This is a genomic window from Paraburkholderia caribensis (assembly GCF_002902945.1).
GTDB classification, from domain to species: domain Bacteria; phylum Pseudomonadota; class Gammaproteobacteria; order Burkholderiales; family Burkholderiaceae; genus Paraburkholderia; species Paraburkholderia caribensis.
The window spans coordinates 652,995-676,632 of the sequence record NZ_CP026101.1 but is presented as its reverse complement, the minus strand read 5'-3'; the positions used below and the strand labels follow the sequence as shown (position 1 = coordinate 676,632).

Sequence of the window (23,638 nt, the reverse complement as noted above, 5' to 3'; positions counted from 1 at the left end):
CCTTCATTCGAACAGGAATATTTAGTCATGCAAATTACCAGAACCGTCTTCCGCGACGATCACGAAATGCTGCGCACCAGCGCGCGGCGCTTTCTCGAACGCGAATGCGTGCCGAAGCAGGCCGAGTGGGACAAGGCGGGCAAAGTCGACCGCGAAACGTGGCTCAAGGCGGGCCGCGAAGGTCTGCTGTGCCTCACCTTGCCGACGGAGTACGGCGGCGGCGGCGGCGACTTCGGCCACGCGGCCGTGCTCAATGAAGAGATCAACCGCTCGGGTGTCAGCGGCCTGGGCTTTTCGGTGCACTCCGACATCATCGCGCCGTATATCGCGCGGCTCGGCAATGAAGAACAGAAAGAACGCTGGCTGCCGAAAGTCTGCTCCGGCGAAGCCATTCTCGCGATCGGCATGACCGAGCCGGGCACGGGCAGCGACCTGAAAGCGATTCGCACGACGGCGATCCGCGACGGCGACGAGTACGTGATCAACGGCAGCAAGACTTTCATCAGCAACGGGCTGAATGCCGATCTCATCATCATGGTCTGCAAGACCGATCCGAACGCGGGCTCGAAGGGCGTGAGCCTGATCGTCGTCGAAGCGGACCGCGACGGCTTCCGGCGCGGCCGCAAGCTCGACAAGGTCGGCCAGCATGCGCAGGACACGGCAGAACTGTTCTTCGACAACGTGCGCGTGCCCGTGTCGAACCGTCTCGGCGAGGAAGGCAAGGGCTTCGCGTACCTGATGGCCGAACTGCCGCAAGAGCGTCTGTCCATTGCAATCGGCGCGGCTGCCAAGCTGGAAGTCTGTCTCGATCACACGATCAACTACGTGAAGGATCGCCGCGCGTTCAATCAGACCGTGTGGGACTTCCAGAACACCAAGTTCAAGCTGGCCGACATCAAGGCGCAGGCCTCGGCCGTGCGTCTGCTCGTCGACCACTATCTCGCGGAACACGTGCGCCGCCGCCTGACGCTCGAAGAAGCCGCGATCGCCAAGCTGTTCGCCACGGAAACGCTCGGCAAGGCGCTCGACGACATGGTGCAGCTGCACGGCGGCTACGGCTACATGCTCGAGTACCCCGTCGCCCGCGCGTTCGCCGATGCGCGCGTGATGCGTATCTATGGCGGCACGAGCGAGGTCATGCGCGACCTCATCTCCCGCAAGCTGTGATCCCACACGTCAATCGAACATCCATTCAGAAGGAGCAGTGACATGACTCGCAATGTCTTCGTCGCCGGTGTCGGCATGATTCCGTTCAAAAAGCCGGGCACCAGCGATACCTATGACGTGATGGGCGCGAACGCGGTGCGCGATGCGCTCGCCGATGCAGGTATCGGTTATGGCGACGTGCAGCAGGCCTACGCCGGTTACGTGTACGGCGATTCGACCTCCGGTCAGAAAGCGCTCTATCACGTCGGCATGACGGGCATTCCCGTCATCAACGTGAACAACAACTGCGCGACGGGCTCGTCGGCGCTGTTTCTCGCACGCCAGGCCGTCGCGAGCGGCGCGGTCGATTGCGCGCTCGCCGTTGGCTTCGAGTACATGGGGCCGGGCGCGCTCAAGTCCGTGTGGACCGATCGCGCCAGCGCGCTCGAACGCGCGCTCGACATGACGGATCAACTGGTCGGCCGCCCCGAAGGGCTGAGCAACGCGATTCGCCAGTTCGCGGGCGCCGGCATGGCGCACATGAAGAAGTACGGCACGAAGCTCGAAACGTTCGCGAAGATTCGCGCGAAGGCGAGCCAGCACGCGGCGCGTAATCCGTTCGCCGTGTTCCGCAACGTCGTGTCGACGGAAGACGTGCTGGCCTCGCCGATGCTGTGGGACGGCGTGCTGACGCGTCTGATGGCCTGTCCGCCGACCTGCGGCGCGGCTGCCGCGATCATCGTTTCCGAAGAATTCGCGCGCAAGCGCGGGCTGCATACCGACGTGACGATCGCGGGCCAGGCGCTCACCACGGATCTGCCGAGCACGTATGAGGCGCGCGACATGATCCGCGTGGTCGGTTTCGACATGACGCGCGACGCCGCGAAGAGCGCGTATGAGCAGGCGGGCATCGGCCCGCAAGACATCGACGTGATCGAACTGCACGACTGCTTCGCGCAGAACGAGCTGCTGACGTACGAAGGGCTCGGCCTGTGCGCGGAAGGCGACGGCGCGAAGCTCGTCAACGACGACGACAACACGTATGGCGGCAAATGGGTGGTCAATCCGTCGGGTGGTCTGCTGTCGAAGGGACATCCGTTGGGCGCGACAGGTCTTGCACAGTGTTTCGAGCTCACGCAGCAGTTGCGCGGCAAGGCGGATGCGCGCCAGGTCGAAGGCGCGCGGGTCGCGCTCGCGCACAACGTCGGGCTGGGCGGCGCGTGCGTCGTGACCGTCTACAAGGCGGCGCGCTGAGACCGCTTGAAGCGGCCGCCTTCACGGAGCATTCGACATGATCGACAAAAAATTTATCGGCAAGGTGTTGCCGCCGTTTTGCGCAGTCGCCGAAGCAGGTCAGTTGCGCCTCTTCGCAAAGGCGACGGGCGAGACCAATCCCGTGTATCTGGACGAATCGGCGGCGCGCGACCTGGGGCATCCCGCCCTGCCGTTGCCGCCTACGTTTCTGTTCTCGCTGGAGTTTCAGCAGCCGGATACGAGTTGGCGCGACGAGCTGGGTATCCAGATGTCGCGCGTCCTGCACGGCGAGCAGTCGTTCACGTACCACCGCCTTGCGCATGCGGGCGATGTGCTGCGCTTCGAAAGCCGCATCGCCGACATCTACGACAAAAAGAACGGCGCGCTCGAATTCGTCGTGCGCGAAACACGCGTGACGAACCAGCAAGGCGAGCATGTCGCCGATCTGCGCAGCGTGCTCGTGCAACGCAACGGCTAACGGAGAACGCCTATGAACAGCCGGAAATTCGACGACGTGAAGATCGGCGACACGCTGCCGCCGCTGACGCTCGAACCCGTCAACCGCACGACGCTTGCGCTCTTCGCGGGCGCGTCGGGCGATCACAACCGCGTGCATATCGATACCGACTACGCCCGCAAGGCGGGCATGCCCGACGTATTTGCGCACGGGATGCTGTCGATGGCTTATCTCGGCCGGCTGCTGACGCGCTGGGTCGATCAGCGGCAGTTGCGCGAGTTCGGTGTGCGCTTTGTCGGCATCACGCATCTGGGGCATCAGGTGACCTGCACGGGCCGCGTCGTCGACAAATTCGAAGCCGACGGCGAAGGGCGCGTGAAGCTGGAGATTCAGACGGCCAATCAATACGGCGAGCCGCGCGTAGTCGGTGAGGCCGTAATCGCGCTTTGATGCGGCGCTTTATGCAGCGCTTTGATGCAGCGCTTTGAGCAGCACTCGGACCCGCGCTTCGACGCGATCCGACCTACACAGGAGAACAGCAAATGGGAAAGCTTGACGGCAAGGTTGCCCTCGTCACGGGCTCGGGACGCGGCATCGGTCGCGCAATCGTCGAGAAGTTCGCGAACGAAGGCGCGCGCATCGTGGTCAACGACCTCGACGCCGATCCGGCGCACGAAACGGTCGAAGCCTTGAAGAAGATGGGCGTGGAAGCCGTAGCCTGCGTTGGCAACGTGACCGCGCCGGATTTCGCGGATCGCTTCGTCGGCACCGCGCTGAAGGCATTCAAGGGTATCGACATCATCGTCAACAACGCAGGCTATACGTGGGACGACGTGATCCAGAAGATGAGCGACGAGCAGTGGTACGCGATCATCGACTGTCATATGACGGCGCCGTTTCGCATCCTGCGCGCCGCGTATCCGCATGTGAAAGCGCTGCACGCCGCCGACAAGGAAGCGGGCCGCGAGGTGTATCGCAAGATCGTGAACATTTCGTCGGTGTCCGCACTGAACGGCAATGCTGGCCAGATGAACTATTCGTCGGCGAAAGCGGGCGTGATCGGCATGACGCGGGCATTGGCGCGCGAATGGGGGCGTTTCAACGTCAACGTCAACTGCGTGGCGTTCGGTCTGATCCACACGCGGATGACTTCGGCGGATGCGCATGCGGGCGCAACGGTCAATATCGACGGCCGCGATATTCGCGTGGGACTGAATCCCGACATGCTGAAGTCGCACGCGCAGCGCAATCCCCTCGGACGCGGCGGTACGCCGGAAGAAGCGGCTGGCGGCGTGTATCTGTTCTGTTCGCCCGAGTCCAATTACATCACGGGGCAAACCATCGCTGTGGCGGGAAATCTGCAGTAGCTGTGTTGCGTGGAAGCCCGGCCGTTCACCGGAACCGGCCGGGCTTTTTGAGGGCGTCTCCGTTGTGGAGACGCCTTTTTTTATTGCTTCGCTCCGTGAGCAGCCAGCGACGCGACAGCCGCCGCCGGCAACGCCTTTAGATCGACGAAACCAGCTTCGGCACCGCATCGAATAGATCGGCTTCGAGACCGTAGTCAGCGATGCTGAAAATCGGCGCTTCCGGGTCCTTGTTGATCGCGACGATCACCTTCGAGTCCTTCATCCCCGCCAGATGCTGGATCGCACCCGAGATGCCACAGGCGATATACAACTGCGGCGCGACGATCTTGCCCGTCTGTCCGACCTGCCAGTCATTCGGCGCGAAACCTGCATCCACCGCAGCGCGGCTCGCGCCGAGCGCGGCGCCCAGCCGGTCGGCGAGCGGCGTCAGCACTTCGTCGAAGCGCTCGCTGCTGCCGAGCGCACGGCCGCCGCTCACTACGATCTGCGCATCCGCGAGTTCGGGCCGCTCGCTCTTCGCCACCTGCCGCTCGACGAACGTCGAAAGGCCAGCGTCGCTCACGGCATCGATGGCTTCGATCTGCGCGCTGCCGCCTTGCGGCGACGCCGCGTCGAAGCTCGTCACGCGCACGGTCAAGACCTTGATGGCGTCGCCGGAGCGCACGGTCACGAGCGCATTGCCCGCGTAGATCGGGCGCTCGAACGTATCAGCGCTCACCACGCGCACGATGTCCGAAATCTGCGCGACGTCGAGTAGCGCCGCGACACGCGGCGCGACGCTCTTGCCCATACTCGTCGCAGGAAACAGGATGTGGCTGTAGCGCGCGGCGACGTGCATCACCTGCGCGCCCAGGTTCTCGGCGAGACCGTGGGCGAGTTGCGTTGCGTCAGCGACCAGCACGCGCGATACACCCTCGATGCGCGCCGCCGCGTTTGCCGCGTCCTGCACGCTGTGTCCCGCGACCAGCACATGCACGTCGGCGCCGCATTGCAGCGCGGCCGTCACGGTGCACAGCGTGGCGCTTCTGATCGATGCGTTGTCATGCTCGGCAACCACCAGCACGCTAGTACGTTCAGTCATATTTGTCTCCTCACAGTACCTTGGCTTCCGTTTTCAACTTCGCGACGAGCGCGGCGACGTCGGGCACTTTCACGCCCGCACCGCGTTGCGGCGGCTCGGCGGTCTTCAGCACCGTCAGCCGCGGCGCGATATCGATGCCGAGTTGTTCGGGCGTCGTCGTATCGAGCGGCTTCTTCTTCGCCTTCATGATGTTCGGCAACGTGGCGTAGCGGGGCTCGTTGAGTCGCAAGTCGGAGGTGACGACAGCGGGCAGCGCGAGACGCACGGTTTCCAGTCCCCCGTCGATCTCGCGCGTCACGATCGCGAACGAACCGGCGATCTCGAGCTTGCTTGCGCACGTTGCCTGTGGCAGGCCCGCAAGCGCAGCGAGCATTTGCCCCGTCTGGTTGCAATCGTTGTCGATTGCCTGCTTGCCGAACAACACGAGTTGCGGCTTTTCCCTGTCGACCAGCGCATTGAGCAGCTTCGCGACGGCGAGCGGTTCGAGTTCGGCATCCGTTTCGACGAGAATCCCGCGATCCGCGCCGATCGCCATTGCGGTGCGCAGCGTCTCCTGACACGCAGCCACGCCGCACGACACAGCGACGACCTCGCTCACGATGCCCCGCTCTTTCAGGCGGACGGCTTCTTCGACGGCGATTTCGTCGAACGGATTGATGCTCATCTTCACGTTGGCGAGATCGACGCCCGAACTGTCGGACTTCACACGCACTTTCACGTTGAAGTCCACCACGCGCTTGACCGCGACGAGTGCTTTCATCTGTTGTCTCCTGTCGTTCGATTAACCTGCCGATGCGTCAGACTCGAAACCGAGCCCGCAAGCCGCCATCCGTTCGATAGCGGCGGCGTCGAAGCCCCAGTCGCGCAAGGCGCGCAAGCCGCCCTGCCCGCGCTGCGGCGCGGGTCTGTCGATGCGCGACGGGGTGGCCGAAAAGCGCGGCGCAGGTGCGGGCTGCACGACGCCCGCCACTTCGACGAAGCTGCCGCGCGCACGATGCTGCGGGTGATCGGGCGCCTCGGAAAAGCCGAGCACGGGCGCGACGCATGCGTCGCTGCCATCGAATGCCGCGCACCATTCGTCGCGCGTGCGTGCAGCGAATGCCGCGGCGAAGGCTTCGCGCAGAACCGGCCAGCCGCTGCGATCGTGCTGCTTTGGAAGGCCGGCATCCGCGAGGCCGAGCTTGTCGAGCAGTTGCGCGTAGAAACGCGCTTCGACTGCGCCGACGGCCATGTAGTGGCCGTCGCGCGTGCGATAGCTGTCGTACCACGGCGTGCCGCCGTCGAGCAGATTGCTCGCGCGTTGCTCGCGCCAGTTGCCCGACGCGAGCAAGCCCCAGATCACCGCGCCGAGCTGCGCCGCGCCTTCCGTCATTGCCGCATCGACGACCTGGCCCGATCCGCCGCGCTGCACGCCGAGCAACGCCGACACGACGCCGAGCGCGAGCAGCATGCCGCCTCCGCCGTAATCGCCGACCAGATTCAGCGGCACGACGGGTGCGCCATCAGCCGGTCCGATGCCGGACAACACACCGGACAGCGCGATGTAGTTCAGATCGTGGCCGGCGCGCGCCGCGAGCGGGCCTGTTTGACCCCAGCCCGTCATGCGTCCATAGACGAGCTTCGGATTGCGCGCGAGGGCCTCGTCCGGGCCGAGTCCGAGCCGCTCCATCGTGCCGGGCCGATAGCCTTCGATCACGACATCAGCCCGCGCCATCAGATCGAGCGCCGCTGCCGCCGATGCAGGCTGCTTCAGATCGAGCGTGACCGAGCGGCGCCCGCGGCCTGTGACGTCGATGCGCTTGCCGTTGGTTTTTGGCCCGAGATCGTCGGGCGCAGCAGGCCTGTCGATGCGCAGCACGTCCGCGCCCATATCGGCGAGCAGCATCGCGCCGAAGGGCCCGGGACCGATCGCCTCGAATTCCAGCACTCTGATTCCGTTCAAAACGCCCATCGTCCATCTGTCTCCATGGAAATGCGGCCCGGCGACGGGTGCCGGCCGGGCCTTGCTGTCGATTTGTGAGTGTCGGGGCGGCAGAGTGCCCCTTGATCGTAGTAGGCCCTAGCGGGCAGCGGACAGGACCACCCCGAACGGGTGGCGAAGGGAGTGCGCGCTTTGCGAGCATTGCCGCAATTCATTAATTAATTCGGATGGCGAATTAATCGAAACCAAAAAGAAAAAGCCCTCACAAGTGAGGGCCTTTCTTTCATTCGCTCTACGCTTGCCGGTTTTTCAAACGCTTACCGGATTACGCAAAGACTTACGCGAAGTTCTTTTCCGCGAAGTCCCAGTTCACGATGTTCCAGAATGCTTCGACGAACTTCGGACGCGCATTGCGGTAGTCGATGTAGTACGCGTGTTCCCACACGTCGATCGTGAGGAGCGCCTTTGCGTCCGTGGTCAGCGGCGTCGCGGCGTTGCTCGTCGACACCAGATCCAGCGAACCGTCTGCCTTCTTCACGAGCCATGCCCAGCCCGAGCCGAACGTGCCGACTGCCGTCTTCGTGAATTCTTCCTTGAATTTGTCGAAGGAGCCCCACTTCGCGTTGATCGCTTCCGCGACCTTGCCCTTCGGCGCGCCACCACCTTGCGGCGACAGGCTGTTCCAGAAGAACGTGTGATTCCAGATCTGCGCGGAGTTGTTGAAGATACCGCCCGACGACTTCTTGACGATCTCTTCCAGCGGCAGGTTCTCGAACTCAGTGCCCTTGATCAGATTGTTCAGGTTGGTCACATAGGTCTGATGGTGCTTGCCGTAGTGAAACTCAAGCGTCTCTTCCGACATGTGCGGAGCGAGCGCGTTCTTCGCGAACGGCAGCGGCGGGAGCGTATGTTCCATGGTGCTATTCCTTTGTATCTGTTTATGGGGAGTCTGCGGATAACGCTGTGGGAGCACTCGATTGTAGGCGACTTGGAATAACCCCGCAAACGCAAGCCCTTTATGGTCTGCATTGCGAAAACGCGCTGCGCGGGCAGCGTAATTAATGCTCGCGCAGCGGCCTTTCACCTGTCGTATGAAGGTCAAAACTACTGTGCCCAACGGTGCTTCAGAACACGATTAAAAGCCATCCGTAAGACGCGGCTGAACATCCGACAGCGCGATATCCGCCGAGCCTTCAGCGAGGTGAACGGTCATGCGGCGGCCCGGTTTCAGTGCCGATGGCGCGCGCACTGCGCGGCCGTTTTGCGCATCGAGCAAGGCTGCGTAGCCGCGTTCGAGCGTGCGTTGCGGGCTCAGCACTTCGAGCCGCGCGGCAAGCGTTTCCACGCGCGCAATGTGTCTTTCATGTTGACGCAACAATGCGCGCTCGAGCCGCTCGGCAAGGCCGCTCACTTGCGAACGATGCAGCGAGAGATCGGGACGCCAGCGCTGCCAGCGCATCTGCACGAGCGCGAAACGACCACGCGCATCGCGCACGGGCCGCGCCCCCGCCGACGCGAGCCGCACGCTCAGCTGCTGCAAATGCGTGCGTTGCCGCGCGAGCCTTTCGGCCGGCGACACGAGACGCCGCGCGAGCCAGTCGAGCTGCTGCGCGCGCCGCTCCATCATGCGGCCGAAGCCGCGCGCAAGTGTGGCGTGACGATGATCGAGCTCGCGCAGCAGCAGCACGCGTTGCGGGCTGACGAGTTCGGCGGCGCCCGTGGGCGTGGGCGCGCGGACGTCGGCGGCGAAGTCGGCGATCGTGAAGTCGGTTTCGTGACCGACACCGCTCACGACGGGCACCTCGCTCGCCGCAATCGCACGAGCCAGCACTTCTTCGTTGAAAGCCCACAGGTCTTCGATCGAGCCGCCGCCGCGGCACACGATCAGCACGTCCACTTCACCGCGCCGGCTCGCCATCTCGACCATCGCGGCCAGCTTCGCGCTGACGCCCGCGCCCTGCACGGGCGCCGGATAGACGATCACGGGAATGTGCGGCGCGCGGCGCGCCAGGGTGGTCAGCACGTCGCGCAACGCGGCCGCCTGCAACGACGTGACAATGCCGATCGCGCGTGGATGCGCGGGCAGCGCGCGCTTGCGTTCCGCGTCGAACAGACCTTCCGCTTCGAGTTGCGCCTTCAGCCGCAGGAACGCTTCGTACAGACGACCCTGCCCCGTACGGCGCACGGCCTCGACATTCAGTTGCAGTTCGCCGCGCGGCTCGTACATCGTGACGAGCGCGCGCACTTCGATCTTGTCGCCTTCGCGCGGCGTGAACTCCGCGTATTGCGCGCGGCCGCGGAACATCACGCAGCGCATCTGCGCCTGCGCGTCCTTGATCGAGAAGTACCAGTGCCCGCTCGCGGCGCGCGTGAAGTTGGACACTTCGCCCGACACCCAGACGAGCGGGAACGAGCGTTCGAGCATCGTGCCGATCGCGCGGTTGAGTACCGAGACGGGAACGACGGCATCGCCGCCCGCGCCGGCGGACGACGAGAAAGGACTTTCGGAATTCATGCGAGGAATGGTTTAAACAGGCCGGACAGACGATAGACCGATCGGCCAGCCAGGTCCAGCGCGTTCTAAACCTCTTTCGCCGGATTGTTAAAAGTGTCCACATGTCGGGAGGGCCATCGAGAGCGCACTCAAAAGCGCCCCCAGAGCCCACTTAATACCATTTAACTCGTTGATTTTTATCATATTTTTACTTCTTAAAAGTTCCCATCTACCGAGCCGATGCTTGCGCGACGGCCCTCCCGACAAATTGCAAGGCACGTTCTCCACAAAGTTATCCACAGGCTATGGATAAAGCATTGGTCGTGCGAGATCGATGTGGGGTGGCCTTTCCGACTTGCAGCTAACGCCGCTCGCGCGCTAGAGTGCCGGGTTCTGGCGGAATCTGTCGGACGCGGCGAGCGCGCCTGCGCGAATGGATTTCGCCGTCGCGCTCATGCTGCTGACGGCCGTCGTCGTCCGCGTTCCATGGTTTCCCGTCGTTCCCCTGATCTTTCAACCGTCGGTGCGCAACCGACCGCCCGGAGATGCCTGCTGATGCTCGCCCTGTCCGTCCTGTCTGACGCACCGCGCACGCCGGCCGCCCGCCGATGAGCGAATTAGCTTCCCGTATCGAAGCGCGCATCGCGCGCGAGTGGCAGCAGCGCGGTCCGCTCGCGTGGGCGATGACGCCGTTCGCCTGCGTGTTCGGCGCGGTTGCGCTCGCGCGCCGCTCGGCGTTCAGGCTCGGCTGGCTGAAGTCGGTGCGTGTCCGCGTGCCCGTCGTGGTGGTCGGGAACGTGACGGTCGGCGGCACGGGCAAGACGCCGACGGTGATCGCGCTCGTACAGGCGCTGCGCAGCGCGGGCTTCACGCCGGGCGTGGTGTCGCGCGGCTACGGCGCGAAGATCACGCTGCCGACGCTGGTCACGCCGACGTCGAAGGCATCGCAGGCGGGCGACGAGCCGCTCCTGATCGCGCGCCGCACGGGTGCCCCCGTGTTCGTCTGCCCCGATCGCGTCGCCGCCGCGGAGGCGCTGTGCAAGGCGCATCGCAACGTCGACGTGATCGTCAGCGACGACGGCTTGCAGCACTACCGTCTGGAGCGCGACGCGGAGATCGTCGTGTTCGATCACCGGCTGGGCGGCAACGGCTTCCTGCTGCCCGCCGGTCCGTTGCGCGAGCCGCTGTCGCGCGAGCGCGACGCGACCCTGATCAACAATCCGTATGAACGCGCGCTGCCGCCCTGGCCGAATACCTTCTCGCTGGAACTCGCGCCCGGCGATGCGTGGCATCTCGACAATCCGCGCCTGCGCCGCCCGCTGGCGCAGTTTGCCGGCGAGCGCGTGCTTGCGGCGGCGGGCATCGGCGCGCCCGAGCGTTTCTTCGCGACGCTGCGCGCAGCGGGCCTTTCGCCGCAGACGCGCGCCCTGCCCGATCATTACGCGTTCAGCACGAATCCGTTCGTCGACGTCGACGCCGACGCGATCCTGATCACTGAAAAGGATGCGGTAAAATTAGGGTCCTGGCACGATGCGCGGCTCTGGGTCGTCCCCGTCGAAGCCACGCTCGATCATCGCCTCATTGCACTCGTTGTGGAGAAAGTCCGTGGACGCTCGCCTGCTTGAAATTCTCGTTTGCCCGATCTGCAAGGGCCCGCTCAGCTACGACCGCGCCGCGCAGGAGCTGATCTGCAACGCAGACAAGCTCGCCTATCCGATCCGCGACGGCATTCCCGTGATGCTGGTCGACGAAGCGCGGCAAACGGTCGAAGGCACGCCCGTCGATCTCAACCCGGGTTCCGTCGCCTGAGCGCCGCAGCGTGTACGCGGTGCGTCGAGCCGCGCGCTGCACGCCGCCACTGAACACCTACCCCGCGCCGCCGATCAGGCGGCGCGTCTTTCTCGGCCCGCACAAGGCCTGACGTCACGCTTCCGATGAACGACACCCTGCACACTCCGCCCTTCATCGCCGTCGTCCCGGCGCGCCTCGCGTCGACGCGCCTGCCGAACAAGCCGCTGGCCGATATCGGCGGCAAGCCGATGGTGGTGCGCGTCGCGGAACGCGCGCTCGAGTCCGGCGCGCAGCAGGTGCTGGTCGCGACCGACGCGCAATCGGTATTCGACGTCGCGCGCGCGCATGGCATCGACGCGATGATGACGCGCGCCGATCATCCGTCGGGCACGGACCGTCTCGCGGAAGTGGCGGCGCACTATGGCTGGAGCGACGACACGATCGTCGTCAACGTGCAGGGCGACGAGCCGCTGATCGATCCGGCGCTGGTGCGCGGCGTAGCGTCGCACCTCGCTTCGACGCAAGGCTGCGCGATCGCGACGGCTGCGCATCCGATCCACGAGCCCGCGGACGTGTTCAATCCGAACGTCGTCAAGGTCGTGCTCGATGCACGCGGCGTCGCGCTGTACTTCTCGCGCGCGCCGATTCCATGGGCGCGCGACGCCTACCAGCCGCATTGGCCAAATGTCGCGCGGATGCCCGCTCCGCCTGCACCCGCTGCCGTGTACCGGCATATCGGGCTGTATGCGTATCGCGCGAAGTTCCTCCGTACTTACCCGAGTCTGTCGATCTCGCCGATCGAGCAGGCCGAAGCGCTCGAGCAACTGCGGGCGATGTGGCACGGCGAGCGTATCGCGGTGCTCGTCACGCATGACGCGCCGCTGCCGGGCGTCGACACGCCTGACGATCTGGCCCGTGTACAGGCGTTTTTCGGGTCGTCGGCGTAAGAAGCCATGGCATAATCGATCGTTCGCGCGATTCACCCGATATCGATGCGCGTTGATCGATATCACTATTCGCCCGTTTTTTATCCGCCTGTTTTGCCGTTTGCTTCGCAGCGCCCTTCATTGCGTGCAGCGCGAAGCCGGCAGCGAAAAGCTGCCCGGCCATCACAGCGGCAACGAAGAATCAAGAGCGTCGGCCGCGGCATCCACTGACTCGCGGCGCGCCACACAGAATTGACATAGATCTGGAGATATCAAATGCGTTTGATCCTGTTGGGCGCACCTGGCGCGGGCAAGGGCACCCAAGCCAACTTCATCAAGGAAAAGTTCGGCATTCCGCAAATTTCGACGGGCGACATGCTGCGCGCCGCCGTCAAGGCAGGCACGCCGCTTGGCATCGAAGCGAAGCGCTACATGGATGCGGGCGAACTCGTCACGGATGAACTCATCATCAATCTCGTGAAGGAACGTCTGCAAGACTGCGATTGCGAGAACGGTTATCTGTTCGACGGCTTCCCGCGCACCATTCCACAAGCGGAAGCGATGAAGAACGCGGGCGTGGCCATCGACTACGTGCTGGAGATCGACGTGCCGTTCGACGAGATCATTACGCGCATGAGCGGGCGCCGCATGCACCCGGCGTCGGGCCGCACGTATCACGTGAAGTTCAATCCGCCGAAGGTCGAAGGTGTCGACGACGTGACGGGTGAGCCGCTGATCCAGCGGGACGACGACAAGGAAGAGACGGTGAAGAAGCGCCTCGACGTGTACGTTGCTCAGACCAAGCCGCTGATCGAGTACTACAACAACTGGGCGCAGAAAGGCGATCCGTCGTCGCCGCTCAAGGCGCCGCAATATCGGCGTATCTCGGGCTTGGGTTCCGTCGATGAAATTCGTGCGCGTGTGTTTGAGGCGCTGAAGTAAGTTTTTTTGTCTTGCGACGGTGGGGTGGGTTGCCGGTGTTTGCGCTGGCATCCGCGATGCGTTAGCTCACTTCACGCGTTGCCCCTGTGCGGGGCGGCACCTGCTCTTTGGTTGTCGGCGACGCCGGATTGTTTGCTCTTGTTTGCGCTGGCATCCGCGTGTTGTTAGCGTGCTTCACGCGTCGCCCCTGTGCGGGGCGGCACCTACTTTTCTTTGCCGCCGCAAAGAAAAGTAGGCAAAAGAAAGCGGCTCACACCGCCAGTTCTAGTTCTTGCCTGAGGGCCCCCACAGGGTCTTACGCTTCACACGGCAACTTGCTTGTTCATGCCCGTTGCCAGCGCTCTGAATGTGCGCCTCACCCGTTTCACACTCCCCCACAACAGCGTGCCGCGCCAGACAGTCCACCGCCGCCCAGGTGGTGTACTGTGTGTAGGTTGTCGCGTCGTATGCGTTAGCGCTCTTGCAGGGTGGAGCGCATGCGCGATCGGTCTGGAGTGGTGCGTGTGAAGTACAGGAAACCTACACACAGTACACCACCTGGGCGGCGCATACGATTCGCTGCCTCCCGCTGTGCTACGGGCGATCGAAGCGGGTGATGCCTCTCTTCGAAGCGTTGGCAACGGGCAATGACTCGTGCGTTGCCGTGTACAGGACGGGGCCGCTGGGGGCCCGTGGATGAGGACATGGGCTGGCGGTGTGAGCCGCTTTCTTTTGCCTACTTTTCTTTGCGGCGGCAAAGAAAAGTAGGTGCCGCCCCGCACAGGGGCGACGCTTGAAGCACGCTAACAACACGCGGATGCCAGCGCAAACACGAGTAAACGATCCGGCGTCGCCGACAACCAAAGAGTAGGTGCCGCCCCGCACAGGGGCAACGCGTGAAGCACGCCAACAACACGGCGATGCCACCGCAAACACGGCCAAACAATCCGGCGTCGCCGACAACCAAAGAGTAGTTGCCGCCCCGCACAGGGGCAACGCCTACGAACCAAAACCACATCGCGGATGCCACCGCAAAACAAAACACTACCAAACCCCAACCACCTGCGCCGTTTGACGCACAGAATCGACCCGTTAAAATCGTCCAGCGACAACTATTCCAATCACGCGATCAACGCATCCATCAAGGAGAAGACATGGACATCAAGAACAACGTGTTCCTGGTCACAGGCGGCGCGTCCGGCCTGGGCGCCGCAACAGCGCGCCTGTTCGCGCAGAACGGCGGCAAGGTCGTGCTCGCGGACCTGAACCACGAAACAGGCACGGCTCTCGCACAGGAACTCGGCGGCGTGTTCGTCAAATGTGACGTGAGCCGCGAAGACGACGCCGTGCTCGCCGTCGAAGCCGCGACGAAACTCGGCGCACTACGCGGTCTCGTCAATTGCGCGGGCGTCGCGCCCGCGATGAAGACGGTCGGCAAGGACGGCCCGCATCCGCTCCACTCGTTCGCGCGCACGGTGTCGATCAATCTCGTCGGCACGTTCAACATGATTCGCCTCGCGGCCGCCGAGATGGCGAAACTCGAACCGAATGCGCTCGGCGAACGCGGCGTGATCGTCAACACAGCGTCCGTCGCGGCGTTCGACGGACAGATTGGCCAGGCCGCGTACGCGGCGTCGAAGGCGGGCGTCGCCGGCATGACGCTGCCGATCGCGCGCGACCTGTCGCGCAACGCGATCCGCGTCATGACGATTGCGCCGGGCATCTTCGAAACGCCGATGCTGCTCGGCATGCCGCAGGAAGTGCAGGACGCGCTCGGCGCGATGGTGCCGTTTCCGCCGCGCCTGGGCAAGCCGGACGAGTATGCAATGCTCGTCAAGCAGATCTTCGACAACCCGATGCTCAACGGCGAAGTGATCCGTCTGGACGGCGCGATCCGCATGCAGCCGAAGTGAGCGCGGCTCGCGTCGTGAAGCGAGCGCGCACGACGCTCAAATGAAAAACGCCTGCGTATTCGACCACGCAGGCGTTTTTGTCTGAAGCAGCGGCTCGGACCCGCGTCAGTCGTGATCGTCGTGTTGCGTGCGCTGCCGCAACTCGTGCAACTGCGATTCGACGACGGTCGCATCGTCCGCATCCGGGCGGTCGCCGAGATACCGTTCGAGATCTTCGAGCGCCGGCCGCAGGTAATCGAGCCGCGCATACGCAAAGCCGCGATCGCGCACTTCCTCGATGCTTTCCGGCAGCAGGATCACGAGTCGCTGCTGCACGGCAAGCAGCCGCTGCCAGCGCTCGGTTTGCAGATACGTCGCCTTCAGGTTGCGCAGCATGCGCGCGACAATCTCGCGGCGAGTCGCCGGTTGCAGCAGCATGCGAAGCGCGCGGCTGACCGATTCGCCCGCCTTCGCCACATAAGGTTCGAGCATCTCCACCATCTCCGCTTCCGACAGCGGATGACCCGTGGTCGGATCGATCATCGCGTCGCCTTCGGGCAGCGTGACGCGCAGCAGAAAGTGCCCCGGAAACGATACGCCGCGCACGGGAATATCCACCTGCGATGCCATCTCAAGATACAGCACCGCCAGCGAGATCGGAATGCCGCGCCGGCGCTTGAGCACCATGTTCAGATGGCTGTTGTCGGGGTCGTAATAGTCGTTGACGTTCGCCGCGAAACCCAGTTCGCGAAAGAAGTAGCGGTTCAGAATGCCGACGCGCTGCTGGATGTCGGCGTCGTCGGGAATGCGGCGTTTGACGCGCAATGTGAGCTCGTCGATCTCGGCGAGCACGGCTTGCAGATCGAGGTCGGGATAGGCGTCTTGCGCGAGCGAGAGCGCCGCCTCCGTGAGTGGAAGGCCATCGTCCTCGGCGACAAGCGCGCTGAAATAGTCGAGAACCCGGGTCATCGTGATCACTTCGCTCGCCTTCTGAAGTACGCGTATTTGAAGCCCATCGCCCAAAGCATACCGAAATATAGCGCCGCGAACAGCACGAGGCACGCTGCAAGCAACACCATGCGCCGCAACGGCTCGACGTGCATGCCGATCCAGTCGAAGCTGATGGCGAACCAATGCATCACGCCCGCGAGCACGAGGCACGCGCCGACCAGTTGCACGAAAAACACCGACCAGCCCCGCGACGGCATGTAGATGCCGCGCCGCCTTAAGCCAATGAACAGACACAGCGCATTGACGCAGGCGCCAAGGCCGATCGACAGCGTCAGGCCCGCATGCGAGAAGATCGGCACGAACACATAGTTGCTCAACTGCGTGACGATCAGCACGCCGACGCCAATCTTCACGGGCGTCTTGATGTCCTGCTTCGCGTAAAAACCGGGCGCGAGAATCTTGATCAGGATGATGCCGATGAGCCCGATGCCGTATGCGGCCAGCGCGCGTCCCACCATCACCACGGCATTGCCGTCGAACTTGCCGTAGTGGAACAGCGTCGCCGTGAGCGGCTCGGCGAAGAAGAACAGCGCGACGGCGCTCGGCGCGGCGAGCAGGAACGTCACGCGCAAGCCCCAGTCGAGCAGCGCGGAGTATTCGTGCGTATCGGCGTCGACGTGCGCTTTCGACAGGCTTGGCAGGAGGATCGTGCCGAGCGCGACGCCGAGCAGCGCCGTCGGGAATTCCATCAGACGGTCGGCGTAGTTGATCCACGACACGGCGCCCGGACCGATGTGCGACGCGATATTCGTGTTGATGATCAGACTGATCTGCGCGACGGAGACTGCGAACATCGCCGGCAGCATCTTCGCGAGCACCCGTTTGACGCCGCGATGCGCGAGCGCCTTGAGCGGATTGAGGCCGATGCGCGGGATCATGTCGATCCGTTTAAGGCCCGGCAGTTGCACGACGAACTGTGCGATCCCGCCCGCGATCACCGCCCACGCGAGCGCGTACACCGGCACCTTCATCAGCGGCGCGAAGAACACGGCGGCGATGATGAACGCGACGTTCAGCAGCACGGGCGCGAACGCCGGCAGCGAGAAGTTCTTGTACGTATTCAGCACGCCCGACGCCAGCGACGTCAGCGAGATGAACACGATGTAAGGGAACATGATCCGCGTCATCGACACGGCGAGCGTGAACGCCTGGCCATCGCTGCGCAGCCCCGACGCGACCACCAGCACGACCCAGGTCGCACCCGCCACGCCGAGCAGCGACAGAACGGCGAGCGCCCACGCGAGCACGGTCGAGGTCGCGTCGACCAGCGCCTTCGTCGCGTCGTGGCCTTGCTGGTTCTTGAACTCGGCGAGGATCGGCACGAAAGCCTGCGAAAACGCGCCCTCCGCCGAAATGCGGCGCAACAGGTTGGGAATGCGGAACGCGACGTAGAACGCGTCGGTGTATTGGCTTGCGCCGAATGCGCGGGCGATCAGGGTCTCGCGGGCCAGACCGGTCACGCGCGAAAGCAACGTGAAGCCGCTGACCGTCAGCAGGGCTCGGAATAGATTCATGGGGCGCTTATTATACGGGGCCGTCCAGGGCGGTCAGCATGTCAGGGGCATGATTCGTGGCAATTCGAAGCGTTTGGGACCGATTTGCAGCAAAGACGTTCGATTTGACGACGAATTTGTGAAGAAATGTCTCGTCCGAAGGGGGCCGCTTGCACGCAATTCCCTGCCTTCACAGCGCTGCCCCAATGCAAATGCACACCCGCCGCGCCGCCTCGCGTGGACTCGCCTGAGGGCCGCCGCGCCGCGCGGTTGCCACGTGCCTGATTTTGTTGCTATAATCGCCGGTTTCGAAGCTCGCTCAGCCTTTTGCCTCACCTGCCTTGTTCGAATTCAGGGCAATCCGAGCCGGAACGAGCGGGATTTCAAGTAGTTCTCAGTCGTTTGTCTATTTTGCGCCCTTGAGCAATCGCTCTCAGGGGTTCGATCTAAAAGCAGCGCCTGCCTTCGTATGAAAGCGGGCACTGGAAACAGGAACAGGATAAGGAACCGTCATGGCTAACTCCGCACAAGCACGCAAGCGCGCCCGTCAAGCCGCCAAGGCAAACTCGCACAACTCGGCGCTGCGCTCGAAGTACCGCACGGCTGTCAAGGCTGTCCGCAAGGCAATCGAAGCCGGCGACGCAGCGCAAGCCGCTGAAATCTTCAAGGCATCGGCAAAGACGCTGGACATCATTGCCGACAAGAAAATTGTTCACAAGAACAAGGCAGCTCGCCATAAGAGCCGCCTCGCTGCAGCCGTCAAGGGTCTGCAAGCGCCCGCAGCGCAGTAAATTTACGAATCCGGCGGCTCGCTCACGCGGGCTGCTTCCTGTTTCCGCTGCGTCATGAAAGCCCGCTTTTGCGGGCTTTTTTGTTTCTGCGCGCAGCCTCAGATGCGCGGACGCAAACGCGGACGCAAAAAAACCCGCCGATGCGGGTTCCATTGTTCACTTCCCTGCCAATGCCGCGAAACGCGGCGCCCAACGAAAGCTACTTGGATTTGCGAGCCTCATGCTCCAGTGGAAGTTCGCAGGCCTCGGTGACGAGCAGGTCGTTGTCTTTTGCGAAGTTCATCACGAAGTCGAACGCCATCGGCTCGATGTCCCGCAACCGCGAATCCAGAATCACGACCTTCACGTCGCCGATCAACGTAGGGCGAACGTAATGTGAATACTGAAGGCGGGCATTCGGCCCTTTCGCGCCCGGACCGTAACACGACATCACGCCTGCCAGCCGCTCCGACCAGTCGCTTGGACGGAACTTTCGCCCACTCGACGTGATGCCTTGAATGAAATATTCGGTTGGGGGTGTGTCGGCCATGTACGAAACCCTGAGTGACTGCCCAGCGATCTGCCGGTAAAGAGCCCGCGAAGGATGTTGCCAGAAAACGCTGTCGGAATACGTATCGCGCCACGCGAACCGGCAGCAAGCCTGCTGTTCGTTTGTCGCGAAAAGCCAGCGAGGGCACCTTGGGCAGCAGCCATGACGGCACACTGCGCAGTGCGTACCAGAGGTACGCCAGCGCGTGCGCGAAAGCCGTGTCCTGCAAGCGTGGAGCCTGCCCGCCGGGCTTTGAGAAAACTCCGAGATTATAGCGCAGCGAGGGTTTTTCCGCACCGCACCCAAGCCCCCTGAAACAGTCCTTTGCAACTGCCGACAAGTCGGACACGCGTTCCGGCTGACTCGTCAAAACATTCAAAATCCTTTATGCTGGACCGAGTTACCACAAACAACGGCGGCCCAGTCCGGCACTTTCGCCCGGCTGAATCCGCCGTATTTGTTTCATGACCGCCAAGAAAATCCGCCACTATCTGCAGTTCAACGATTTCTCGCTGGATGACTACGAGTACGTGCTCGAACGCGCGCGCATCCTGAAGCGCAAGTTCAAGAACTACGAGACGTATCATCCGCTGCACGACCGCACGCTCGCGATGATCTTCGAGAAGAACTCGACGCGCACGCGCCTGTCGTTCGAAGCGGGCATCTTCCAGTTGGGCGGTCACGCCGTCTTCATGAGCACGCGCGACACGCAACTCGGCCGCGGCGAGCCGATCGAAGACGCCGCGCAGGTCATCTCGCGGATGGTCGACATCATCATGATCCGCACCTTCGGCCAGGACATCATCCAGCGCTTTGCGGAAAATTCGCGCGTCCCCGTCATCAACGGTCTGACGAACGAATATCACCCGTGCCAGGTACTGGCCGACATCTTCACGTTCTACGAGCATCGCGGGCCGATTCGCGGCAAGACGGTCGCGTGGGTCGGCGACGCGAACAACATGCTGTACACGTGGATCGAAGCAGCGCACATTCTCGGCTTCAAGCTGCGCCTGTCCACGCCGCCTGGCTACAAGCTCGACCGCGCGCTGGTAGCCGCCGAAAGCGCGCCGTTCTACGAAGAATTCGACGATCCGAACGAAGCCTGCAAGGGCGCCGACCTCGTCACCACGGACGTCTGGACCAGCATGGGCTTCGAGGCTGAAAACGAAGCACGCAAGAAGGCGTTTGCGGACTGGTGCGTCGACGCCGACATGATGTCGCGCGCGAACAAGGACGCCCTCTTCATGCACTGCCTGCCCGCGCATCGCGGCGAGGAAGTGAGCGCCGAGGTGATCGACGGGCCGCAGAGCGTCGTGTGGGACGAAGCGGAAAACCGTCTGCACGTGCAGAAAGCGCTGATGGAGTTCCTGCTGCTCGGCAAGCTGAATCACTAAGCTTTCCGACAGACCGATCAAACGACAATCGCCGGCTCGAAGCCGGCGATTGTCGTTTCAGGCGCGGCACAAACCGCTCACAGACAAACCGGCTCCGCTTCCAGGTCGACGCCGAACCGCTGCGCGACATCCTGCTGAATGGCCTTCGCAAGCGCCAGCACCTCTGTCCCGCTCGCGCCGCCGTGATTGACGAGCACGAGCGCCTGCCGCTCATGCACGCCCGCCGCGCCCATCGTGCGGCCTTTCCAGCCGCACCGGTCGATCAGCCAGCCAGCCGCGAGCTTCACGCGGCCATCCGCCTGACGATACGAGACGATCTCCGGCTCCTGCGCCTGCAACGCGTCGAACTGCGCCGCCTCCACGACGGGATTCTTGAAGAAGCTCCCCGCGTTGCCCAGCGCGAGCGGATCGGGCAGCTTCGCGCGCCGCACCGCGACGACGGCATCGAAGATCGCCTGGGGCGAAGGCGTCGAATCGCCGAGGCCGACGGCCGCAAGCTCGCGCGCGATGTCAGCATATCCCGCGCGCGGCACCCACGCCTTCGGCAGCCTGAACGTCACGGACACGATCACGAAGCGTTCGCGCCCTTCCTGCTTGAAGAAGCTGTCGCGATAGCCGAAACGGCAAGCGCCCGCATCGAGTTCGATGGCTTCGCCCGTGGCCAGTTCGATTGCGCGCAGCGACACGAAGCGCTCGCACATCTCCAAGCCGTATGCGCCGATGTTCTGGATCGGCGCCGCGCCTACCGTGCCCGGAATCAGCGCGAGATTTTCGAGGCCGGGCATGCCCTCTGCGAGCGTCCACGACACGAATTCGTGCCAGTTCTCGCCCGCGGCCGCTTCCACGTACCATGCATCGTCGTCTTCGCGGATCGACTTGCGGCCGCGCAAGCCGATCAGCAGCACGAGGCCGTCGAAATCGCCCGTCAACACGACGTTGCTGCCGCCACCCAGCACGAGCCGCCGCAAGCCCGCCGTGCGCGGATCGCGCACGGCCGCAAGCAGTTGCGCCTCGCTTTCGATACGGCATGCAAGCCGCGCGCGCACGTCGAAACCGAACGTGTTGTGCGGCTTCAGCGGGAAGTCGGGGATGAACGAAATGGGATCGGACTGGGACATCAGGCGTTCTGGCAAGCGCTCAGGAAACCCGCGCGGCGTGGACACGGTCCGCGCGAGCCTTGGGCAAATAGGGAAGGCGTCGGTAAAATGACACCGGTCCGTGATTATAGCGAGTGCGTCGTGCGCAGCCTTGCGCACCACACGCTTTGAAACAAATGGGAGAAAGCAATGCCATCGTTTGACGTCGTCTGCGAAGCCAACATGATCGAGGTGAAGAACGCCATCGAGCAATCCAACAAGGAAATCTCGACGCGCTTCGACTTCAAGGGCTCGGACGCTCGCGTCGAGCAGAAGGAACGCGAACTGACCGCGTTCGCCGACGACGAGTTCAAGCTCGGCCAGGTGAAAGACGTGCTGGTGTCGAAAATGGCCAAGCGCAACGTGGATGTGCGCTTCCTCGAGTACGGCAAGATCGAGAAGATCGGCGGTGACAAGGTCAAGCAGGTCGTCACCGTGAAGAAGGGTGTGTCCGGCGATCTCGCGAAGAAGATCGTCAAGCTCGTGAAGGACAGCAAGATCAAGGTTCAGGCGAGCATTCAGGGCGACGCGGTACGCGTGACGGGCACCAAGCGCGACGATCTGCAAAGCGTGATCGCGATGCTGCGCAAGGACGTGACCGACACGCCGCTCGACTTCAACAACTTCCGCGACTGATTCTCCCGCCCAGGTGCTCGCCGTCCTGCCCCGCCGAGAATGACAGCGGGGCAAGCAGCGTAGCTTCGCCGCCCCGCCCGCTGCGGGCTCAGTGCTTGTTCGAAGCCGCCCGCGCCGCCGCTTCCGCCTTCTTCTTGTCGCCGATGCGGCTCTCCTGCCCCGCGACGAGCTTGGCGATGTTCGCGCGGTGACGCCAGATCAACAGCGCGCTCATCGCGACGATCGCCACCGCGATCACGTTCGCGCCGAACAGAAAGCCGTCGAACAACGGCGCGAAGATCGCTGCGCACAGTGCAGCCAGCGACGAATAGCGCGTGAAGAACGCGACGATCAGCCAGGTTGCCAGCGTCGCGATGCCGAGGATGGGATTGATTGCGAGCAGCACGCCTGCTGCCGTCGCAACGCCCTTGCCGCCCTTGAAGCGGAAGAAGACGGGATACAGGTGGCCGACGAATACGGCAATTGCGGCAATTGCGACGGACGTGTCGTCGAGCCCGAAGTGCGCCGAGAAATGTCCCGTGAGCCACACGGCGAGCCAGCCCTTGAACGCGTCGCCGAGCAACGTGAGGATCGCGGCCTTCTTGTTACCGCTGCGCAGCACGTTCGTCGCGCCGGGGTTCTTCGAGCCGTACGAGCGCGGATCGGCGAGTCCCATCGCGGCGCTGACGATCACGGCAAACGATACCGAGCCGATCAGATAGGCCACGACGGCGACAATCAGGTTTTCCATGTTCGAACTCTTATCAATGTCGGAAAGCGTACCAGGCGACGCTGGTCTCCATGCGCCGCATGCGCAACACGCGCCAACGCAACGGCGCACATTCTACCGAACCCTTCAGCTGCCTCCACAGGTCGGTACAACGACGGCGCGCGTCATTCGACGATCGCGCATTGAACCGGCTTCGCGTGCAGCAGCGACGTCACCACGGCGGGCTCGATGCTGACCAGAAAGCCGCGCCGCCCGCCGTTGATGAAGATCCTGTCGAGTTCGAGTATGGTCGATTCGACGTACACGGGCATCGCCTTCTTCGTGCCGAACGGCGACGTGCCGCCGATCATGTAACCCGAATGACGGCTCGCCACTTCGGGCTTGCACGGCTCGACACGCTTCGCGCCGATCTGCCGCGCCAGGTTCTTGGTCGACACGGTGCGGTCGCCGTGCATCAGCACGATCAGTGGCTTCGCGCTTTCGTCTTCCATCACCAGCGTCTTGACGACCTGATGCTCGTCGACACCCAGCTGCCGCGCCGATTCGGCCGTGCCGCCGTGGTCGACGTAGTCGTACGGATGCTCGCCGAACGCGACCTTGTGGCGGCGCAGAAACTGCGTGGCGGGGGTCTCGGAAACGTGTCTGGATTTGCTCATCGGCGCATTGTAATGGCCGCGCGACACGACGGC

Annotated in this window: 24 protein-coding genes; 13 read left to right on the top strand and 11 right to left on the bottom strand. The window is 63.5% G+C overall.

Features of this window, described 5'->3' with window-relative positions:
• Nucleotides 1–27: 27 nt before the first annotated feature.
• The 5 genes from C2L66_RS02985 to C2L66_RS02965 all read left to right on the top strand — a co-directional run bounded on the left by C2L66_RS02985 (nt 28) and on the right by C2L66_RS02965 (nt 4,224).
• Nucleotides 28–1,167, top strand: a complete 1,140-nt coding sequence (locus C2L66_RS02985) for an acyl-CoA dehydrogenase family protein (RefSeq protein WP_060602133.1) — start codon at nt 28–30, stop codon at nt 1,165–1,167.
• A 42-nt stretch (nt 1,168–1,209) separates the two neighbouring features.
• Nucleotides 1,210–2,400 carry a lipid-transfer protein gene (locus C2L66_RS02980; RefSeq protein ID WP_054933885.1) on the top strand — a complete coding sequence of 397 codons (1,191 nt, stop codon included), beginning with the start codon at nt 1,210–1,212 and terminating at the stop codon, nt 2,398–2,400.
• 37 nt (nt 2,401–2,437) lie between these two features.
• Complete coding sequence (locus tag C2L66_RS02975) at nt 2,438–2,878, top strand: MaoC family dehydratase N-terminal domain-containing protein (protein ID WP_060602135.1); 441 nt, start codon at nt 2,438–2,440, stop codon at nt 2,876–2,878.
• A 12-nt stretch (nt 2,879–2,890) separates the two neighbouring features.
• Nucleotides 2,891–3,307, top strand: coding sequence for a MaoC family dehydratase (locus C2L66_RS02970; protein WP_060602138.1), 417 nt, complete (start codon nt 2,891–2,893; stop codon nt 3,305–3,307).
• Nucleotides 3,308–3,399: 92 nt separating this feature from the next.
• Entirely contained in the window at nt 3,400–4,224 is an 825-nt protein-coding gene (locus tag C2L66_RS02965) for an SDR family NAD(P)-dependent oxidoreductase (RefSeq protein ID WP_035986252.1), read from the top strand.
• Between the two features lie 136 nt (nt 4,225–4,360).
• On the opposite strand, the gene C2L66_RS02960 is transcribed toward C2L66_RS02965, so the two are convergent.
• The 5 genes from C2L66_RS02960 to xseA form a co-directional block, all read right to left on the bottom strand.
• On the bottom strand, nt 4,361–5,305 hold the full coding sequence (locus tag C2L66_RS02960; protein ID WP_060602141.1) for an electron transfer flavoprotein subunit alpha/FixB family protein: 945 nt from the start codon (nt 5,303–5,305) through the stop codon (nt 4,361–4,363).
• 10 nt (nt 5,306–5,315) lie between these two features.
• Nucleotides 5,316–6,065, bottom strand: coding sequence for an electron transfer flavoprotein subunit beta/FixA family protein (locus C2L66_RS02955; protein WP_060602144.1), 750 nt, complete (start codon nt 6,063–6,065; stop codon nt 5,316–5,318).
• Between the two features lie 21 nt (nt 6,066–6,086).
• On the bottom strand, nt 6,087–7,256 hold the full coding sequence (locus tag C2L66_RS02950; RefSeq protein ID WP_060602147.1) for a CaiB/BaiF CoA transferase family protein: 1,170 nt from the start codon (nt 7,254–7,256) through the stop codon (nt 6,087–6,089).
• 307 nt (nt 7,257–7,563) lie between these two features.
• Nucleotides 7,564–8,142 (bottom strand): superoxide dismutase, encoded by a 579-nt coding sequence (locus tag C2L66_RS02945; protein ID WP_054933879.1) that lies wholly within the window; start codon nt 8,140–8,142, stop codon nt 7,564–7,566.
• A 219-nt stretch (nt 8,143–8,361) separates the two neighbouring features.
• Complete coding sequence (gene xseA / locus C2L66_RS02940; RefSeq protein ID WP_054933878.1) at nt 8,362–9,741, bottom strand: exodeoxyribonuclease VII large subunit; 1,380 nt, start codon at nt 9,739–9,741, stop codon at nt 8,362–8,364.
• Between the two features lie 587 nt (nt 9,742–10,328).
• Between xseA and lpxK the strand changes: the two genes are divergently transcribed.
• The 5 genes from lpxK (at nt 10,329) to C2L66_RS02915 (ending at nt 15,271) form a co-directional block, all read left to right on the top strand.
• Nucleotides 10,329–11,345 (top strand): tetraacyldisaccharide 4'-kinase, encoded by a 1,017-nt coding sequence (gene lpxK, locus C2L66_RS02935; RefSeq protein WP_060602150.1) that lies wholly within the window; start codon nt 10,329–10,331, stop codon nt 11,343–11,345.
• Entirely contained in the window at nt 11,326–11,529 is a 204-nt protein-coding gene (locus C2L66_RS02930; protein ID WP_007180583.1) for a Trm112 family protein, read from the top strand. Before lpxK ends, C2L66_RS02930 begins: the two co-directional genes overlap by 20 nt.
• A gap of 125 nt (nt 11,530–11,654) precedes the next feature.
• Entirely contained in the window at nt 11,655–12,458 is an 804-nt protein-coding gene (gene kdsB, locus C2L66_RS02925) for a 3-deoxy-manno-octulosonate cytidylyltransferase (RefSeq protein WP_054933876.1), read from the top strand.
• Nucleotides 12,459–12,713: 255 nt separating this feature from the next.
• Complete coding sequence (gene adk / locus C2L66_RS02920) at nt 12,714–13,379, top strand: adenylate kinase (RefSeq protein ID WP_054933874.1); 666 nt, start codon at nt 12,714–12,716, stop codon at nt 13,377–13,379.
• Nucleotides 13,380–14,512: 1,133 nt separating this feature from the next.
• The gene (locus C2L66_RS02915; RefSeq protein WP_060602157.1) at nt 14,513–15,271 is read left to right on the top strand and encodes a 3-hydroxyacyl-CoA dehydrogenase; all 759 of its coding nucleotides are present in this window, start codon (nt 14,513–14,515) and stop codon (nt 15,269–15,271) included.
• Nucleotides 15,272–15,376: 105 nt separating this feature from the next.
• Here C2L66_RS02915 and C2L66_RS02910 read toward each other — a convergent pair whose 3' ends face one another.
• Entirely contained in the window at nt 15,377–16,219 is an 843-nt protein-coding gene (locus tag C2L66_RS02910; RefSeq protein ID WP_060602797.1) for a SirB1 family protein, read from the bottom strand.
• 5 nt (nt 16,220–16,224) lie between these two features.
• Nucleotides 16,225–17,775: a murein biosynthesis integral membrane protein MurJ gene (murJ, locus tag C2L66_RS02905; protein WP_060602160.1), complete on the bottom strand. Its 1,551-nt coding sequence runs from the start codon at nt 17,773–17,775 to the stop codon at nt 16,225–16,227.
• A gap of 491 nt (nt 17,776–18,266) precedes the next feature.
• Between murJ and rpsT the strand changes: the two genes are divergently transcribed.
• Nucleotides 18,267–18,545 carry a 30S ribosomal protein S20 gene (rpsT, locus tag C2L66_RS02900; RefSeq protein ID WP_012399948.1) on the top strand — a complete coding sequence of 93 codons (279 nt, stop codon included), beginning with the start codon at nt 18,267–18,269 and terminating at the stop codon, nt 18,543–18,545.
• Nucleotides 18,546–18,744: 199 nt separating this feature from the next.
• Here the strand turns inward: rpsT and C2L66_RS02895 are convergent, their stop codons facing one another.
• The gene (locus C2L66_RS02895; RefSeq protein ID WP_054929852.1) at nt 18,745–19,074 is read right to left on the bottom strand and encodes a DUF3579 domain-containing protein; all 330 of its coding nucleotides are present in this window, start codon (nt 19,072–19,074) and stop codon (nt 18,745–18,747) included.
• Nucleotides 19,075–19,538: 464 nt separating this feature from the next.
• On the opposite strand from C2L66_RS02895, the gene argF reads away from it, so the two are divergent.
• The gene (argF, locus tag C2L66_RS02890; protein ID WP_035986294.1) at nt 19,539–20,468 is read left to right on the top strand and encodes an ornithine carbamoyltransferase; all 930 of its coding nucleotides are present in this window, start codon (nt 19,539–19,541) and stop codon (nt 20,466–20,468) included.
• 77 nt (nt 20,469–20,545) lie between these two features.
• Here the strand turns inward: argF and murB are convergent, their stop codons facing one another.
• Nucleotides 20,546–21,586 carry a UDP-N-acetylmuramate dehydrogenase gene (murB, locus tag C2L66_RS02885; RefSeq protein ID WP_054929851.1) on the bottom strand — a complete coding sequence of 347 codons (1,041 nt, stop codon included), beginning with the start codon at nt 21,584–21,586 and terminating at the stop codon, nt 20,546–20,548.
• 168 nt (nt 21,587–21,754) lie between these two features.
• Between murB and C2L66_RS02880 the strand changes: the two genes are divergently transcribed.
• Nucleotides 21,755–22,240, top strand: a complete 486-nt coding sequence (locus C2L66_RS02880) for a YajQ family cyclic di-GMP-binding protein (RefSeq protein ID WP_054929850.1) — start codon at nt 21,755–21,757, stop codon at nt 22,238–22,240.
• Between the two features lie 88 nt (nt 22,241–22,328).
• Here the strand turns inward: C2L66_RS02880 and plsY are convergent, their stop codons facing one another.
• A complete protein-coding gene (gene plsY, locus C2L66_RS02875) occupies nt 22,329–22,970 on the bottom strand; it encodes a glycerol-3-phosphate 1-O-acyltransferase PlsY (RefSeq protein ID WP_060602162.1) in 642 nt (213 codons plus the stop codon).
• A 143-nt stretch (nt 22,971–23,113) separates the two neighbouring features.
• Nucleotides 23,114–23,605: a Cys-tRNA(Pro) deacylase gene (ybaK, locus tag C2L66_RS02870; protein WP_054929882.1), complete on the bottom strand. Its 492-nt coding sequence runs from the start codon at nt 23,603–23,605 to the stop codon at nt 23,114–23,116.
• Nucleotides 23,606–23,638: the final 33 nt, after the last annotated feature.

Excerpts from the sequence above, each read along its gene's own strand:
- C2L66_RS02955 (WP_060602144.1), bottom strand. The coding sequence starts at position 6,065 with ATGAAAGCACTCGTCGCGGTCAAGCGCGTGGTGGACTTCAACGTGAAA.
- adk (WP_054933874.1), top strand. The coding sequence starts at position 12,714 with ATGCGTTTGATCCTGTTGGGCGCACCTGGCGCGGGCAAGGGCACCCAA.
- plsY (WP_060602162.1), bottom strand. The coding sequence starts at position 22,970 with ATGGAAAACCTGATTGTCGCCGTCGTGGCCTATCTGATCGGCTCGGTA.
- C2L66_RS02965 (WP_035986252.1), top strand. The coding sequence starts at position 3,400 with ATGGGAAAGCTTGACGGCAAGGTTGCCCTCGTCACGGGCTCGGGACGC.
- C2L66_RS02975 (WP_060602135.1), top strand. The coding sequence starts at position 2,438 with ATGATCGACAAAAAATTTATCGGCAAGGTGTTGCCGCCGTTTTGCGCA.
- C2L66_RS02945 (WP_054933879.1), bottom strand. The coding sequence starts at position 8,142 with ATGGAACATACGCTCCCGCCGCTGCCGTTCGCGAAGAACGCGCTCGCT.
- C2L66_RS02910 (WP_060602797.1), bottom strand. The coding sequence starts at position 16,219 with ATGACCCGGGTTCTCGACTATTTCAGCGCGCTTGTCGCCGAGGACGAT.
- lpxK (WP_060602150.1), top strand. The coding sequence starts at position 10,329 with ATGAGCGAATTAGCTTCCCGTATCGAAGCGCGCATCGCGCGCGAGTGG.
- C2L66_RS02880 (WP_054929850.1), top strand. The coding sequence starts at position 21,755 with ATGCCATCGTTTGACGTCGTCTGCGAAGCCAACATGATCGAGGTGAAG.
- C2L66_RS02960 (WP_060602141.1), bottom strand. The coding sequence starts at position 5,305 with ATGACTGAACGTACTAGCGTGCTGGTGGTTGCCGAGCATGACAACGCA.
- C2L66_RS02970 (WP_060602138.1), top strand. The coding sequence starts at position 2,891 with ATGAACAGCCGGAAATTCGACGACGTGAAGATCGGCGACACGCTGCCG.
- C2L66_RS02915 (WP_060602157.1), top strand. The coding sequence starts at position 14,513 with ATGGACATCAAGAACAACGTGTTCCTGGTCACAGGCGGCGCGTCCGGC.
- murB (WP_054929851.1), bottom strand. The coding sequence starts at position 21,586 with ATGTCCCAGTCCGATCCCATTTCGTTCATCCCCGACTTCCCGCTGAAG.
- murJ (WP_060602160.1), bottom strand. The coding sequence starts at position 17,775 with ATGAATCTATTCCGAGCCCTGCTGACGGTCAGCGGCTTCACGTTGCTT.
- C2L66_RS02895 (WP_054929852.1), bottom strand. The coding sequence starts at position 19,074 with ATGGCCGACACACCCCCAACCGAATATTTCATTCAAGGCATCACGTCG.
- C2L66_RS02980 (WP_054933885.1), top strand. The coding sequence starts at position 1,210 with ATGACTCGCAATGTCTTCGTCGCCGGTGTCGGCATGATTCCGTTCAAA.
- ybaK (WP_054929882.1), bottom strand. The coding sequence starts at position 23,605 with ATGAGCAAATCCAGACACGTTTCCGAGACCCCCGCCACGCAGTTTCTG.
- C2L66_RS02950 (WP_060602147.1), bottom strand. The coding sequence starts at position 7,256 with ATGGGCGTTTTGAACGGAATCAGAGTGCTGGAATTCGAGGCGATCGGT.
- argF (WP_035986294.1), top strand. The coding sequence starts at position 19,539 with ATGACCGCCAAGAAAATCCGCCACTATCTGCAGTTCAACGATTTCTCG.
- rpsT (WP_012399948.1), top strand. The coding sequence starts at position 18,267 with ATGGCTAACTCCGCACAAGCACGCAAGCGCGCCCGTCAAGCCGCCAAG.
- xseA (WP_054933878.1), bottom strand. The coding sequence starts at position 9,741 with ATGAATTCCGAAAGTCCTTTCTCGTCGTCCGCCGGCGCGGGCGGCGAT.
- kdsB (WP_054933876.1), top strand. The coding sequence starts at position 11,655 with ATGAACGACACCCTGCACACTCCGCCCTTCATCGCCGTCGTCCCGGCG.
- C2L66_RS02985 (WP_060602133.1), top strand. The coding sequence starts at position 28 with ATGCAAATTACCAGAACCGTCTTCCGCGACGATCACGAAATGCTGCGC.